12 protein-coding genes are annotated in these 14,390 nt (G+C 70.1%); 6 read left to right on the plus strand and 6 right to left on the minus strand.

Translation table 11 applies throughout. From position 1 onward, the window contains the following. Window positions 1-5: 5 nt before the first annotated feature. The 6 genes from AQI70_RS13545 to AQI70_RS13570 all read right to left on the minus strand — a co-directional run bounded on the left by AQI70_RS13545 (window position 6) and on the right by AQI70_RS13570 (window position 7,911). Window positions 6-1,607, minus strand: coding sequence for an amino acid adenylation domain-containing protein (locus AQI70_RS13545; RefSeq protein WP_208607355.1), 1,602 nt, complete (start codon window positions 1,605-1,607; stop codon window positions 6-8). A gap of 161 nt (window positions 1,608-1,768) precedes the next feature. Then, complete coding sequence (locus AQI70_RS13550; RefSeq protein ID WP_062148171.1) at window positions 1,769-2,713, minus strand: ParB/RepB/Spo0J family partition protein; 945 nt, start codon at window positions 2,711-2,713, stop codon at window positions 1,769-1,771. Beyond that, complete coding sequence (ddaH, locus tag AQI70_RS13555) at window positions 2,710-3,585, minus strand: dimethylargininase (RefSeq protein WP_341845951.1); 876 nt, start codon at window positions 3,583-3,585, stop codon at window positions 2,710-2,712. The genes AQI70_RS13550 and ddaH overlap by 4 nt, the downstream gene beginning before the upstream one ends. Before the next feature lie 43 nt (window positions 3,586-3,628). Further along, window positions 3,629-4,390: a thioesterase II family protein gene (locus AQI70_RS13560; RefSeq protein ID WP_062148175.1), complete on the minus strand. Its 762-nt coding sequence runs from the start codon at window positions 4,388-4,390 to the stop codon at window positions 3,629-3,631. An 11-nt stretch (window positions 4,391-4,401) separates the two neighbouring features. After that, window positions 4,402-6,693, minus strand: a complete 2,292-nt coding sequence (locus AQI70_RS13565) for a S9 family peptidase (protein ID WP_062148177.1) — start codon at window positions 6,691-6,693, stop codon at window positions 4,402-4,404. Window positions 6,694-6,717: 24 nt separating this feature from the next. Beyond that, window positions 6,718-7,911 carry a cytochrome P450 gene (locus tag AQI70_RS13570; protein WP_062148179.1) on the minus strand — a complete coding sequence of 398 codons (1,194 nt, stop codon included), beginning with the start codon at window positions 7,909-7,911 and terminating at the stop codon, window positions 6,718-6,720. Window positions 7,912-8,235: 324 nt separating this feature from the next. Between AQI70_RS13570 and AQI70_RS13575 the strand changes: the two genes are divergently transcribed. The 6 genes from AQI70_RS13575 (at window position 8,236) to AQI70_RS13600 (ending at window position 14,192) form a co-directional block, all read left to right on the plus strand. Beyond that, a complete protein-coding gene (locus AQI70_RS13575) occupies window positions 8,236-8,766 on the plus strand; it encodes a toxin-antitoxin system HicB family antitoxin (RefSeq protein WP_062148181.1) in 531 nt (176 codons plus the stop codon). A gap of 34 nt (window positions 8,767-8,800) precedes the next feature. Beyond that, window positions 8,801-9,676 (plus strand): DUF4097 family beta strand repeat-containing protein, encoded by an 876-nt coding sequence (locus AQI70_RS13580; protein WP_062148183.1) that lies wholly within the window; start codon window positions 8,801-8,803, stop codon window positions 9,674-9,676. Window positions 9,677-10,251: 575 nt separating this feature from the next. Continuing rightward, a complete protein-coding gene (locus tag AQI70_RS13585; protein WP_062148185.1) occupies window positions 10,252-11,220 on the plus strand; it encodes an ATP-binding cassette domain-containing protein in 969 nt (322 codons plus the stop codon). Further along, window positions 11,217-12,008: an ABC transporter permease gene (locus AQI70_RS13590; protein WP_062148187.1), complete on the plus strand. Its 792-nt coding sequence runs from the start codon at window positions 11,217-11,219 to the stop codon at window positions 12,006-12,008. The genes AQI70_RS13585 and AQI70_RS13590 overlap by 4 nt, the downstream gene beginning before the upstream one ends. A 42-nt stretch (window positions 12,009-12,050) precedes the next feature. Continuing rightward, window positions 12,051-13,307 carry a cytochrome P450 family protein gene (locus AQI70_RS13595; protein WP_062148192.1) on the plus strand — a complete coding sequence of 419 codons (1,257 nt, stop codon included), beginning with the start codon at window positions 12,051-12,053 and terminating at the stop codon, window positions 13,305-13,307. Window positions 13,308-13,343: 36 nt separating this feature from the next. Then, window positions 13,344-14,192 (plus strand): DUF4097 family beta strand repeat-containing protein, encoded by an 849-nt coding sequence (locus AQI70_RS13600; RefSeq protein WP_062148194.1) that lies wholly within the window; start codon window positions 13,344-13,346, stop codon window positions 14,190-14,192. Window positions 14,193-14,390: the final 198 nt, after the last annotated feature.

The raw sequence follows: 14,390 nt of genomic DNA on the forward strand, positions 1-14,390 counted from the left end.
TGGACTTATTTGCCGAGGGCATCGCGGTTCACCTTTCCTTGCAGGGTCATGGGGAACTCCGAGACGACGTCGTAGCGGGACGGCCTCAGATGTCTGGGCAGTTGGCTCCTGGCGTGCCGTTCCGCCGCGGCGGTCAGCCGGGCCGCCTCCGGTCCGGCGGGGTCGACCGGACGTACCGGCAGCAGGTAGGCGACCAGCCGGACGTCACCGTCCCCGAAGTCGCGGGGCGCGGCGACGGCCCGTGCGATGTCCGGCAGGCGGACCAGGCATTCCTCGATCTCACCGGGTTCGATCCGGTACCCGCGTATCTTCAACTGGTCGTCCATCCGGCCGAGATAGACCAGTTCGCCGTCGGGCAGCCGCATCGCCCGGTCGCCCGTGCGATAGAGCCGGTCCTCGTCGACCCCGCTCGCCGACGGTACGAACCGTTCGGCGGTGAGTTCGGGCCGGTTGAGGTAGCCGCGGGCGAGCCCTGCTCCGGCGACGTACATCTCCCCCGCCACACCGTCCGGTTGCGGTGTGCCGTGCTCGTCGAGGACGTACACGCGAAGGTCGGGCAGCGGCACGCCGATCGGGCTGGCTCCGGTGCCGCCGGTCACGTCGGCCGCGGTGATCCGGCGGTATGTGCAGTGCACGGTGGTCTCGGTGATGCCGTACATGTTCACCAGTTCGGGCGTGCGGTCGCCGTGCCGGTCGATCCACGGCGCGAGCATCCGCGGGTCCAGGCGCTCGCCGCCGAAGACGACCAGACGCAGGGCGAGACCGGCGGTATCCGGCGCGCCGTCCCGGCCGGAGAACAGCACGCCGAGCAACTGGTGGAAGGCAGACGGCGTCTGGTTCAGCACGGTCACCTTCTCGGCCCGCAGCAGTGCGACCAGGTGTGCGGGCGACCGGGAGACGGTCTCCGGCAGCAGTACCAGCCGGCCGCCGTGCAGCAGGGCGCCCCAGATCTCCCATACCGAGAAGTCGAAGCTGATGGAGTGGAACAGCGACCAGGTGTCGCGGTGGTCGAAGCGGAACCAGGGCCGGGTCTGCTCGAACAGGCGCAGGACGTTGTGGTGAGTGACGGTCACGCCCTTCGGCGCTCCGGTGGATCCTGAGGTGTAGATGACGTACGCCAGGTCGGCCCCCGAGGGCTCCGTCCGCTCCCCCGCCGACGCGGTCGCCGCGCGCTCGGCGAGGACGCCGTCGGGGGCGGTCGGTCCGAAGTCGGCGCATACGTCGTCACCCTCGACCCACACGATGGCGGGGTGGCGCCCGCTGAGCACGTCGGTGGTGTCCCGCGCGGCCACCACGACGGGCACCGCGCTGTCGGCGAGCAGATAGTCGATGCGCGCCGCCGGATAGCCGGGGTCGATCGGCACGTACGCCCCGCCCGCCTTGAGGATGCCCAGCATGCCGACGATGGCTTCCGTGCTCCGGCGCGCGCACAGCCCGACCAGGACGCCCGGCCGCACACCGAGGCGGGCGAGCCGTTCGGCCAGCCGGTCGCTGCGTGCGTCGAGGTCGCCGTAGGAGACCGGTCCTGCCGGGGTGGACAGGGCGACCCGGCCGGGTGCCGCCCGGGCATGTTCGGAGAAAATTGCGTGGAGGCAGTCAGCCGGCATCACGAGTTCCGTTCGTGTGGCGGGAGAGCGACGAATGAGCGACCGATATCCAAGGGGCGGTCGAGAATCGCGAATAATCAGATGCTAGCGACCGGGGGCGGTACACAGAAGCTCGTGCGGGGTGTCCAACCGCCGGTTTTTCGCACTTGGACGGCGCGCGCTCAATCGGTCAATGACGACTTTTGCGCAATGCGTGCGGCGACGTCATTCCACATACGTGCTGATTCGCGTGCCGCCTGCTCGACCAGGTGCGCGCAGTGGGCCGGCACATGGTCGACGATCTTCTGCCACTCCTCATCGCCGAGCGACTGCAGGCGCAGGATGCGCAGCAGGACCCGGCCGGTGTCGGTCTGCCGGACCGCGGGGTCCGCGGTCAGGCGCCGCAGCACCTCGTCCTGGTCCGCGGGCGGCGGTACCTCGTGCCGCACCGGCGGTTTCGGAGTGCGGTCCGGCACTGGTCGCCTGCCGTAGAGCAGGCGGTTGCGGACCGCGCGCACGGTCTCCGGCGATATCCCCGCGACCTGGGCGACCTGCCGCAGCGACAGGTCCGGGTTCTCGGTCAGCAGCGCGGTCGCGAGGCTGCGGCGCCGTGCCGCGTCGACCGGCCGGGCGCGGCCGTCCTGTCCGATGCGGGTCCCGGAGGATTCGTCGACGGACTTTCTCCGACGTATTTCCGCGACGGTGCGGGCAGAAATACCGGCGGCCGACGCGATCATCCGGTCCGCCCATTGCGGGTGTGTCGTGACAATGCGTTCGGCGGCCGAAATCCTGTCCTTGAGGGAAAGCGGAAGTCCGTGTCCGACATTCGCGCGGACAGCCAGGACGAAGGCATCCTCAGCGCTGCCGCGGAAATAGCGTGCCGTGATGTGTTCGCTCCCGCGCAGCCGTGCGGCACGCACCCGGTGGGCCCCGTCGATCACCCGCATCGTCGTCTCGTGCACGATGATCGGCGGCAGTTCCTGCTCCGCGGCGACCAGGGACCGCACATGCTCCTCGTCCTCGCCCTCCGCGCGCGGGGAGCCCTCGATCACCAGCGCCGCGACCGGGAGGCGCACCACCTCGTCGTCCGGTCCGGCGCACCGATCCGGACCGGGGCGGTCGCTCATCCGCCCGCCCGCTGCGTCGGCGGCGGCTCGGCGGGCCGCAGCTCCAGGGTGCAGCACTTCACCCCGCCGCCGGCCTTGAGCAGTTCGGACAGGTCCACCCCGATCGGCTCGAACCCCCGCTCGCGCAGCTGTCCCGGCAGCCGCCGGGTCGCCTGGGCGAGCACCACGTGCCGGCCGTCGGACACCGCGTTCAGGCCGAAGACCGCCGCGTCCTGTTCGGTGGCCAGGATGGCGTCCGGGAACCGTTCGGCGAGCGCCGTGCGGCTCTGCCGGCTGAAGGCCCCCGGGTAGTACATGATCTGCTCGTCGTCGAGCACGGCGAGCGCCGTGTCCAAGTGGTAGAAGCGGGGGTCGACCAGCGTGAGGCCGAGCACGGGCCGTCCGAGGAACTCACCGGCCTCCGCCACCGCGGCCGGCTCGCTGCGGAACCCCGATCCGGCCAGCAGCAGTTCCCCGGCGAGCAGGAAGTCCCCCTCGCCTTCGTTGATCCGGGTCGCCTGCCGGACCTCGGTCCAGCCGCGCGCCCGGAACCACTGGGCGTACGCCTCGGACTCACCTGACCGCTGCGGGTGCCGGAACCGGGCGACCAGGACTTTGCCGTCCACGACTACCGCCCCATTCGCCGTGAACACCATGTCGGGAAGTCCAGGATCCGGCGGTATCAGCTCGATGTCGTGGCCGAGTTCCGCCAGCACGTCGTGCAGTCGCTTCCACTGCGCCAGGCCGGTCTCCGTGCTCGTCGGCACGAGCGGGTCCATCCACGGGTTGATCGAGTAGTTCACCGTGAAATGGGCGGGCCGGCACATCAGGTAGTGCCGAGACCGGACCGCGCCGCCCGACGCGGGAGTCCGCCCGGTTGCTGTTCGCGACACTCCACTCCCCCTTCGTCTCAGGTCCGCGCCGTGCGACGGCCGGTCACGTGGAAGCCATCCGCTCGGCGACGCGGCGGACGAGCGCGGCCTCGTCCTCGACCAGGTAGAAGTGACCGCCGGGGAACGTGCGCACATCGAATCCGCCGGTGGTCAGCTCGCCCCACGACGCCAGCCCGGCGTGGTCGACGTCCGGGTCTGCCACGCCGCCCGTCGCGAGCACCGGCGCGCGCACCGCGGGCGGGTCGCCGGGCTGGTAGATCTCGAACAGCCGGTAGTCATCGCGGATCATGGGCAGCAGTACCTCGACCAGGTCCGGGCTGGCCAACAGGTCCGCGAACGACTCGTTGTCCCGGGCGACCTCGGCGGCGAACTCGGGGTCCGGCAGCCGGTGCACCTCGCCCGGCTGCTTGCGGTGGGGCGCGATCACGCCCGAGACCACGAGAAGATCCACGACCGGGCCGTGCCGGCGCTCCAGTTCCGCGGCGACCTCGTAGGCGACATAGGCGCCCATGCTGTGGCCGAAGACCGTCAGGGGGTCGTCGGTGAACGGCTCGAGGGCCGACGCGATCTCGTCGGCCATCTTCTCGATGCCGTCCGCCGGGGGCTCGCCGTAGCGGTCCTGGCGCCCGGGATACTGCACCGCGTACACGCCGACGTCCGGCGGCAGCAGTGCCGGCCAGGAACCGTAGGTGTTCGCGGTACCGCCGGCGTGGGGCAGACACACGAGCCGTCGACGGGGCCGGGGGACGGCCTCGCCGCACGGGCGCAGCCAGAGATCGGCCTCGGTCGCTTTCCTGGTGTGCATGGGTCTCCCCCTCATCCGAACAGGCCGGCGATCGCTTCCGGATCCAGCGAGACGGGTGTCAGCCGGTACCCGTCCGGCGGTTCGGCGCCCCTCACATGGCGGACCAGGAAGTCCCACCGGCGCCGGTTGACGTAGTGGTCGTAACCGACGAAGGCGTGGTCGGAGCCGGGCACGATCAGCAGCTCGAAGTCCTTGTCCGCCGCGATCAGGCGCTCCACCAGACGCATCGTCAGGTGCGGCGAGAAGCTGTCGTCGAGGCCACCGTGGACGAGCAGCAGCTTCCCGGTGAGCCGGTCCGCGATGTCGACGTTGGAGGCGGCGGCGTAGGCCTCGTCGTCGAACGGGCCGTTGTACATCTCGGCGACGCCCTGTTCGGCGTAGCGCAGGTCATGGACCCCGCACTCGGCGACGCCGGCCTTGAACACGTCGGGGTGGTCGAGCATCGCCCGCACTGCCGCGAACCCGCCGGAGGACATGCCGAACACCCCGACCCGGTCGAGGTCCATCCACGGGCGGCTGCGGCTCAGTTCACGCAGGGCCGCCACATGGTCGTCGAGGCCGGCAGCGTCGCCGACCCGGCCGTAGGAGGCGTCGTGGAAAGCCTTGTCGCGTCCCGGCGAGCCCCGGCCGTCGATCGCCACCACGACGAACCCCAGAGCGGCCAGGGCCTCGGCGTCGTACCCGTAGTAGCCGGGGTCGAAGCAGGGCACGACGCGCGTCGCGCTCGGGAAACCGTACGGGTGGTCCAGGACCGGATACCGGGCAGCCGGATCGAAGCCGTGCGGCCGGTAGAGCATGCCGTGGATCTCGGTGTGCCCGTCGGCCGCCGTCACCCGGAACCGCTCCGGCGGAGTCCACCCCGTCTCCAGCAGGCGCGAGACATCCGCGCGGGCCAGCTCGACGCGTACCCGCCCGTCCCAGCCGCGCACGGTGGTCACCGGCGGGAGGGCGTTGGTGGAGGCCGAGTCGATGAAGTACCCCGCACCGGGCGGCACCGTCACCACGTGGTCGAGGTCGTCGTCGGTGACCTTGGCGAATCCGGAGCCGTCCAGCCCGGCCCGGCACACCGTCCGCCGGTAGGGGTCGTCGGCGACCAGGCCGGACGCCAGGAAGTACACCACCCGCCGGTCCTCGTCGACGTGCAGGATCTCCTGGACGGCCCAGTCCCCCTGGGTCACCCGGGCGCGCAGCTCGCCGTCCCGGGTGCCGTGGAGGTAGAGGTGGCCCCAGTTGTCGCGCTGGGAGTACCACAGCACCTCCGTCCCGTCGGACAGGACCCTGACCATCGGTGCAGCGCCGAGGAGTTGGGTGGGCTCCACCCGGGTCGGCCCCGATTCCGTCAGTACGGTACGCACCTCGCCGGAGGTCGGATCGAGTCGGTGCAGGCTGAGCGTTCCCATGTCCCGCGTCGAGCTGAGGTAGTACACCGCCGAGCTGTCCTCGGCCCACCAGGCCCAGCGGCGGGAGATCGGCGACATCAGCGGCATCGCGACCGGTTCGGCCAGCGCGGGCACCGTCTTCCCGGACTCGACGTCCAGCACCACGAACTCGGCCAGCGGCATCCGCTCGTCGCCGGGGTGAGCGAACCGCTGCGTCCGCAGCTCGGGCGGCCCTCCGTCGGCCGGCAGCGCATCGACGAGATGCGTCTCGCGAACCCCGCGCATATCGGTCCGGTGGGTGAGTACCCGCCGGGAGTCCGGCGACCACAGCGCCGCGGGCGGCAGGTGCGGAATGCCGAGCTTGCCGAGCAGCGTGGAGTACATGAAGTAGTCGGGGTTGGCGCCGTAGTCACGATCCGCCGAACCGTCGTCGGTCAGCGTCCAGTCCCGCCCGTCGGCCAGGGACCGCGCCCGGAGGTTGTAGTCCTGCCGGAACACCGCGAGCCGGCCGTCCGGCGCGACGACATCAAGGAGTTCGCGGGGCGGTGGCCCCTCGACGCCGACGCAGTCGTAGTCGTCCAGCGCGCACCTCCAGCGGGCACCGAACGCGTCGAACTCGATCGCCCCCTCGGTCAGTTCGAAGGCGGCGAAGGGCAGCGCGGTCGCGTCGACGTTCCGGCCCGAGGCGGCCGTGAGCGCGGCGGCGAGCCGCGCGTGGTCGAACGCGGCTTCCCGGGTGCCCTCCGCGGGGTCGACGAGCAGGAAGCGTGGGCCGTCCGGGGCGTCGCTCGGGTACCAGAAGCGTGCGCCGCCGTCGATCCACCGGGGCCGGATCCTTCCGTCGAGCACGAGCTCGCCCCGGTTGTGCCGAAGCAGGCGTTCCGCGGTCCGGTACGTCCGGGCGTCGAGGCTGGTCGGGTTCATGGGAGTGTCCTCCAGACCGGCGGGTCAGCCGACGACGACGGGCAGCCGGGCCGCACCGTTGAGGTTCGGATTGGCCATGAACGTCGGCGGGTTGTCCGGGTCGCAGCGCAGTTCCGGGAAGCGGTCGAACAGCGCGTTCATCGCGATACGGCCCTCCCGCCTGGCCAGCGCCGCCCCGATGCAGAAGTGCACGCCCCGGCCGAAGGCGATGTGCGGGTTGTGCGCGCGGGTGGGGTCGAAGACGTGCGGGTCGGCGAAGACCCGTGGGTCGCGGTTGGCGGTGGAGATCGACAGGCTGACCATCTGGTCGGCCCCGATGGTCACGCCGCCCACCTCAGCCGGGGTGTTGGTCACTCGCACCATGGACGCGATGGGGCTCAGGTAGCGCAGCGACTCCTCCAGCAGGCCGGGGACCTGTGCGCGGTTCTGCCGGACCGTCCGGTCGACGTCCGGGTGGGCGTCGAGGCACAGGACGGTGCTGCTGATGAGGAGGGTGGTGGTGACATGGCCGGCGACGAGCATGACGTTGGCGAAGTTGGCCACCTCGTTCTCGGTCAGCCGTTCACCGTCCACCTCTGCTTCGACGAGCCGGGTGAGCAGGTCCTCGCGCGGGGCGGAACGGCGGTCCCTGACGTGTTCGCGCAGGTAGTCGGTGATGTGACGGACCTGCTCCATCGCGAACTCCACCTCGTTGCCGACGCTCTCGTCCCGCTCGCCGAGCGAGAACTCCGAGGTGATGCTCATCATCTTGTCGACCCACCCGTTGAGCAGGGCGTGGTCGCTCGCGGGGATGCCGAGCAGTTCGGCGATCACGGTGATGGGCAGCGGGTACGCCAGTTCGGTGATGAGGTCGAAGCTCTTGCGGTCGGCCACCTTGGCCAGCAGGTCCTCCACAATGGCGTGGACCCGGGGTTCGAGCTCGTCGATCGCGCGGGGGGTGAACGCGTGGGTGATGAGCTTGCGCAGGGCCGTGTGGCGTGGCGGATCCAGCTGGGTGATGGAGCCTTCGTCGAACTCGCGTCGCTCCGGGATCAGCCGGCCGGTGTCGGACGAGAAGATGTGCGGGTTGTTCGCCACGTGCACCGCCTCGACATGGCCGTACACGGTCCATATGCCGCTCGCCTCGTCGAACACGACCCGCTGCGACGACCTGTCCTCGCCGTACATCCAGAAGTATCGCTGTCGGTCCAGTTTCCATTTTTCGGCCAGCGCAGACATGACACTCCCGTCATCACTGATTCGCTGATACAGGTCATCTAAATTCCGGGGAATTCGTCCAGGGATTTTCCGCACCGGAATCAATACCGGCCCGATTCTTTCAGACCGGCGTTGCGCCTGTCGACGGTACGACAATCCGGCAGGCGTCCTGTCGCCGGGACAAGTCCCGGTCACCAGGACAAGCGGGGGAGCCGCGGCGCCGGGGCGCGGCGTCGACGGGTGGCGCGGCGGATGGCGCAGCGGATGGCGCCACTCGCGAGCCCACGCGGCGTCTCCGCGGAGTCCACGCTTGCGGTGGCGCCACCTAGGCGCCATACTTGCGCCATGGATCTCACACCCTACGTCGACGGCCTCCACCGTGAACTCCTGGCCTCCGCCGGCGCGGGCGACGGCGAAGCCATGGCGCTGGCGGAGCGGCTGGCCGCCTCTGTGGCGTCGGCGACCAGGCTCACCATGCTGGACGTACTGTCGGCCGCCGCGGACGAGATCACCCGGGACCTGGTGCCCGGGTCGGTGGAGGTCCGGCTGCGCGGACGCAACCCGCACTTCGTGGTCACGTCCCCCAGCTTCCACGAGGCACTCGACGACGACGTCGAACACCCTCAGGACGAACCCGCGCCCGAGCAGGTGCCCGCGCCGCCGAGCGGTGCCGAAGGCGCCGTGGGCCGTATCAACTTCCGACCGCCCGAGCAGCTCAAGGCCCGCATCGAAGCAGCGGCCGCCAAGGAGGGGCTCTCGGTGAACGCATGGCTGGTCCGCGTCACCACGGCCGCGCTGGACGCCGGCGCCACCCAGCCCCGCCCAGGCCGCCGCGGCCCCGGACCGACGCGCCACTACGTCGGCTGGGTCGGCTGAGCTCCCGCCAACCACGAGACAGGACGGCTACCCCATGCCCGAGTTCACCACCCCCGAGCCCATCACCGTGGCACTCACCATGAACAGCGGCAAGCTGTCGCTCGTCGCCGGCGACCGTACCGACACGGTCGTACGAGTCCGCCCCCGCGACGAGTCGGCCGCGGCCGACGTCAAGGCGGCCGAGCAGACCGAGGTCGACTACGCCGCGGGCAGGCTGCTGGTGAAGGCGCCCGACCCGCACTGGCTGGGCGGCATCCTGGGGAACTCCCCCTCGATCGACGTGACCATCGAACTGCCGACGGGCTCCAGCCTCCAGGCCGAGGTGGTCAAGGTGCAGATCCATTCCGAGGGCCTGCTGGAGGAGGTCCGCCTCGACAGCGTCTCGGGCCATGTCCATCTCGACAGGGTCGGCACCCTGCACGCCGAGACCGTCTCGGGACACATCACAGTCGACGACGTGTCCGGGTACGCCAATGTCAACGGAGTGTCGGGCAAGGTGCGGGTGCGCCGGGTCCGCGGCAGCGCCGTGGTCAAGGGCGTCAACGGTGACATCTGGATCGGCGACGCCGGCAGCGACCTGCATCTCAGCGCGGCCGGCGGCGACATCTTCGTCGACAGCGCCGGACCCGGCGTCACGGCCAAGACGGCCGGCGGCAGCATCCGCATCGGCCACGTGACGGCCGGCGAGGTCGACTTGCTGACCTCCTCGGGCGAGGTCGAGATCGGCATCGGGGAGGGATCGACGGCCTGGGTCGACGCGCGGAGCGTGACCGGGTCCGTGCGCAACTCCCTGCAGGCCCGGGACGCCCCCACCCAGCACGCGGACATGGTCAAGGTGCGGGCCAGGTCACGACACGGCGACATCATGATCCATCGATCCCCGCAGCCCGGCCCGTCGGCGGACGACTGACCGGCCCGAGACGAGCAAAGCTCCGTCGCCCCAGCGCCGCCCCCTCCCGCGTGGCGGCCTCACACTCCATCGATCGCGGCCCTCGGCCGCGACCTTTTCCACCGGTATCGACCGCGGGCTTCCACACGGCGCCCGCTCACCAGCCGGTCGGCGGCCGCTCACAGTCCGCACGTGCCCGCTCGCAGGCGTCAGCGCCCGCGCATCGGCCCGTAGCGCGCGGCTTGGCCATCTTCCCTGGACAGCGCCCCACGCTGCCGCTCAGTCGTAGACCTGGGCCGCTGTCGACCGCATCGCACATCCACACAGCTGCCGCTGGGCCGGCCTGACGTCGGCGGCCCTTCAGCCGTACCGCCATCACGCACCCCCCCCCGCCACCCCGCCCGCGCATCAAGATGGCGCCAAAGGTCCACCGATGCCACTTGAGATGGCGCCATAGTTGCGCCACACTGGCGTCACCGGAAGGCGACGTGCTCACCGTGTGTCCCGGCGACAGGACACAGTCCCTGATTCCAGTGCATCGGGACAGGCATTTCGTCCGCGCGAGAGAAATTCCCATCGTCGAAAAGGAGAGGGACATGACCCCAACCAGCCCACCCGCCATCACAGCAACCGGACTGCGCAAGTCGTACGGGGACAAGCTGGTTCTCGACGGAATCGACTTCGAGGTTCCAGCAGGCCGCATCTGGTCATTACTCGGGCCGAACGGCGCCGGTAAGACGACCCTGGTACAGATCCTCTCCACGCTCATCCGGCCGGACGCCGGGACCGTGCAGGTGGCCGGCCACGACCTGTTGCGCGAGCCCGAAGCGGTGCGGCGGGCGATCGGGGTCACCGGACAGTTCGCGGCGGTCGACGAACTGCTCACCGGCGAGGAGAACCTGCTGCTGATGTGCGACCTGCACCGGCTGCCCCGGCAGGAGAGCCGGCGGCTGACAGCCGAACTGCTGGACCGGTTCGAGCTGGCGGGCGACGACGCGAAGAAGCTCGCCGGAACCTACTCGGGCGGCATGCGCCGCAAGCTCGACCTGGCGATGACCCTCGTCGGCGGCCCCCGGATCATCTTCCTCGACGAGCCGACCACCGGACTCGACCCACGCAGCCGGCGCACCATGTGGGACATCATCCGGGACCTGGTCGGCGACGGGGTCACGATCTTCCTGACCACGCAGTACCTGGAGGAGGCGGACGAACTCGCGGACCGGATCGCGGTGTTGCACCACGGCAGGTTCGTCGCGGAGGGCACCGCCACCGAGCTCAAACGCCTCGTCCCCGGCGGCGACATCCGTCTCACCTTCGACAGCCCCGAACAACTGGCGACGGCAGCCGAGGCGTTGGGGGCCTCGGACATCGACGAGGAGGCGCTGAGCCTGCGGGTGCCCAGCGAGGGCGACATGGGCTCGATGCGGCGGGTCATCGACCGGCTCGACCGGGTCTCGGTCACCGCGTCCAGCCTCTCGATGCACAGCCCCGACCTCGACGACGTGTTCCTGACCCTGACGTCCCAGCCCGCCACGACGGGCGAAAAGCAGGAGGCGGCCCGATGAGCACCCTCTCCCTCGCCCTGCACGACTCCTCCACGATGCTGCGCCGCAACCTGCGGCACGCCACGCGCAACCCGTCGACGCTGCTCGGGTCGGTGGTCATGCCGTGTGTGCTCATGCTGTTGTTCGTCTTCGCCTTCGGCGGCACGATGGGCAACGGTCTGGGCGGTGCCGCCCAGGGCATCGACTACGTCGACTACCTCGCCCCGGGCATCTTCCTGCTGGCCCTGACCGTGGGAGCGATGGGCACCTCCATCGCGGTCGCGGTCGACATGACCAAGGGAATCATCAACCGGTTCCGCACCATGGCCATCTCCCGCGCGTCGGTCCTGACCGGACACGTCGTGGGCAGCGTGATCCAGTCGATGGTCAGCATCGTCGTGGTGATCGGCATCGCGCTCGCCGTCGGTTTCCGCCCCACGGCGGGGGTGCTGGGCTGGCTCGCCGCCTTCGGCCTGATGGCTCTGGTGAGCTTCGCGCTGACCTGGGTGGCCGTCGGCTTCGGCCTGCTGGCCAAGACCGTCGACTCGGCGAGCAACATGCCGATGATCCTTCAGGTACTGCCGTTTCTGTCCAGCACGTTCGTACCGGCCGAGTCGATGTCCTCCGGTCTGCGCTGGTTCTCCGAGAACGAGCCCTTCACGCCGATCACCGACACGCTGCGCAACCTGCTGCTCGACCGGCCGGTCGGCAACGACTGGATCATCGGCGTCGCCTGGTGCCTCGGCATCGCGCTGGTCGGCTACCTGTGGTCGAAGAAGCTCTACAAGCGCGACCCGAGGCATACCTGACACACCCTCACACACCGCCCCGCCCCAACCAGGAGGCTCCCCATGTCCACGGAAGCACCCGACCTGCCGGACGTCATGTCCGACGCGATGATGACGGACCCCTACCGCGGCGCAGAATTGCTGCGCGAACAGGCACCCGTGGTGCGCGGCCAGCTCATGGGCGCGGTGCCGGTCTGGTACGTGACCCGGTACGAGGAGGTGATGACCGTCCTCGGTGACCGCAGGTTCGTCAGCAACATCGCCTCGGTGTCCGGCTCCCAGGGCAACGACGCCCGCACGCAGATGGCCGAGCGGCTCGGAGTACCCGCCGAGGACTATCCGTACCTCGCCAACGGCATGCTCGGCCAGGACGCGCCGGACCACTCCCGGCTGCGCAAACTGGTGATGCGTGTCTTCACCGTCCGCCGGATCACCGAGTTGCGCCCGCGGCTGGAGGCGATCACCGCATCCCTCATCGACGCGTTCGACGACTCCGGGCGGGTGGACCTGATCGCCGCCTTCGCCTACCCGCTGCCGCTCACGGTGATCTGCGAGCTCATGGGCATCCCGGAGTCCGACCACGCGGACTGGCACGCCTGGAGCAGTGGACTGGCGTCGCTGGAGCCGGGCGTCATGCCGCGCGCGCTGCACGACATGGTGACGGGGGTGCGGGAGCTCGTCGAAAGGCGCCGTGACTCGCCGGCCGACGACCTGCTGACGACGCTGATCAGGACCCACGACGAGGACGGGGACCGGCTGAGCGTCGACGAACTGATCACCTTCGTGATCACCCTGATGACCGCCGGCCACGAACCGTCCGCGCACGCCCTCGGCAACAGCATCGCCGAGCTGCTGACCCATCCCGACCAGCTCGCCCGGCTCAAGCAGGACCCCGAGCTGTGGCAGACGGCGGTCGACGAACTGGTACGCCGGTGTGGCCCGACGCAGGTCTCCGTGCCGCGGTACGCGGCGGTCGACGTCGAACTGGGCGGCGTCCTGATACGAGCCGGAGACGTCGTCCAGCCGATGCTCACGGCCGCCAACTACGATCCGCGCCGCTACGCCGATCCCGACCGATTCGACGTCGGACGCCGCATGAAGGCTCCCGGCCACGGCCACCTCGGTTTCGGGCACGGCCCGCACTACTGCCTCGGTGCCTACCTGGCGAAGCTGCAGCTGGGCACCGCCCTTCCGGCGCTGTTCGGCCGCTTCCCCGGGCTGGCGCTGGCGGTGGCTCCGGCGGACCTCCCGTGGCAGAAGCTGCCGGGTCTGCGGCGGCTGGCCGAACTGCCGGTCGTCCTCGCTCCCGCCGACCGGTGACGCGACACCCCGACATCACGTTCAAGGACGGACTACATGCCCACCTTCTCGACCCCCGGCGGGGTCTCCGTCACCGTCAATCTGCCGATCGGCGACCTTCTGCTCGTCGCGAGCGACCGGACGGACACCGTCGTGCAGCCGCACGCCGGTGAGGACGACTCAGCGGGTCTCCGTGTCTCCTACGCCGACGGCAGACTCGTCGTCGACGGCCCGCAACCGCGCAACGGCTTCGCCAGTTGGCTGGGCTTCGGTGAGTCGATCACAGCGAGGATCGACCTGCCCGAGGGCTCGTGCGTGAGGGGCGTGGCCCTGGAGGGTGGCTTCCGCAGCATGGGCAGGCTGGGCGAGTGCACGTTCCGGACCGACTACGGCGAGATCGTGCTGGACGAGACCGGCCCCCTGACGGTCACCACCGACAGCGGCGACATCGCTGTACGGCACGTCGTCGGTGACGCCGAGGTGACCAGTGACTCCGGCGTGATCCAGATCAAGAAAATCCACGGAAGCGCCACCGTCACCAACGAATACGGCGAGACGGAGATCGGCGAGATCACCGGCGTGCTGCATGTGCACGGCCGCGATTCCGACATCCTCGTCGGCCGCACCCACGGCGACATCGAGGCGTACAGCGAATCCGGTGACATCCGTATCTCGGAAGCCGCCCGCGGGACGGTCAACACGATGTCCGACTCGGGAAGCATCGAAATCTCCGTTCCCCAGGACGCCGCAGTGGCGGTGGACCTCGAATCCCCGAACGGACGCGTGCGCAATCTGCTGGACCGGAGCGAAACCGCCGGGCAGCCGGACCGGAGCATCTCGGTCCGGGCCCGCTCGCACCACGGGGACATCACCATCACCCCGTTCCGGCCCCGGCCGGGTACCTGACGCTCCACCTCCTCGTCATGTGCGCGGGCGCGCGCCGGCCGTAAGGCGTCCGCCCGCGCACGGGTGTCCTGTCGACCGGACAGCGGTCAAGTCACTCGAACGCAAAAACAGCCGCGCCGGGGGAATTGCGCCCGGCAGGAATTCCGCCGTGGACACCGGTCGGCCGACGGACCAAACTGGCAGCCGATTCCGGCGATT

The sequence above is a fragment of the Streptomyces curacoi genome (genome assembly GCF_001513975.1).
GTDB classification, from domain to species: domain Bacteria; phylum Actinomycetota; class Actinomycetes; order Streptomycetales; family Streptomycetaceae; genus Streptomyces; species Streptomyces curacoi.

Coding starts and splice junctions, on each gene's coding strand:
- AQI70_RS13560 (WP_062148175.1), bottom strand. CDS start 4,390: ATGCACACCAGGAAAGCGACCGAGGCCGATCTCTGGCTGCGCCCGTGC.
- AQI70_RS13585 (WP_062148185.1), top strand. CDS start 10,252: ATGACCCCAACCAGCCCACCCGCCATCACAGCAACCGGACTGCGCAAG.
- AQI70_RS13565 (WP_062148177.1), bottom strand. CDS start 6,693: ATGAACCCGACCAGCCTCGACGCCCGGACGTACCGGACCGCGGAACGC.
- AQI70_RS13600 (WP_062148194.1), top strand. CDS start 13,344: ATGCCCACCTTCTCGACCCCCGGCGGGGTCTCCGTCACCGTCAATCTG.
- AQI70_RS13570 (WP_062148179.1), bottom strand. CDS start 7,911: ATGTCTGCGCTGGCCGAAAAATGGAAACTGGACCGACAGCGATACTTC.
- AQI70_RS13580 (WP_062148183.1), top strand. CDS start 8,801: ATGCCCGAGTTCACCACCCCCGAGCCCATCACCGTGGCACTCACCATG.
- AQI70_RS13575 (WP_062148181.1), top strand. CDS start 8,236: ATGGATCTCACACCCTACGTCGACGGCCTCCACCGTGAACTCCTGGCC.
- AQI70_RS13590 (WP_062148187.1), top strand. CDS start 11,217: ATGAGCACCCTCTCCCTCGCCCTGCACGACTCCTCCACGATGCTGCGC.
- AQI70_RS13545 (WP_208607355.1), bottom strand. CDS start 1,607: ATGCCGGCTGACTGCCTCCACGCAATTTTCTCCGAACATGCCCGGGCG.
- AQI70_RS13550 (WP_062148171.1), bottom strand. CDS start 2,713: ATGAGCGACCGCCCCGGTCCGGATCGGTGCGCCGGACCGGACGACGAG.
- AQI70_RS13595 (WP_062148192.1), top strand. CDS start 12,051: ATGTCCACGGAAGCACCCGACCTGCCGGACGTCATGTCCGACGCGATG.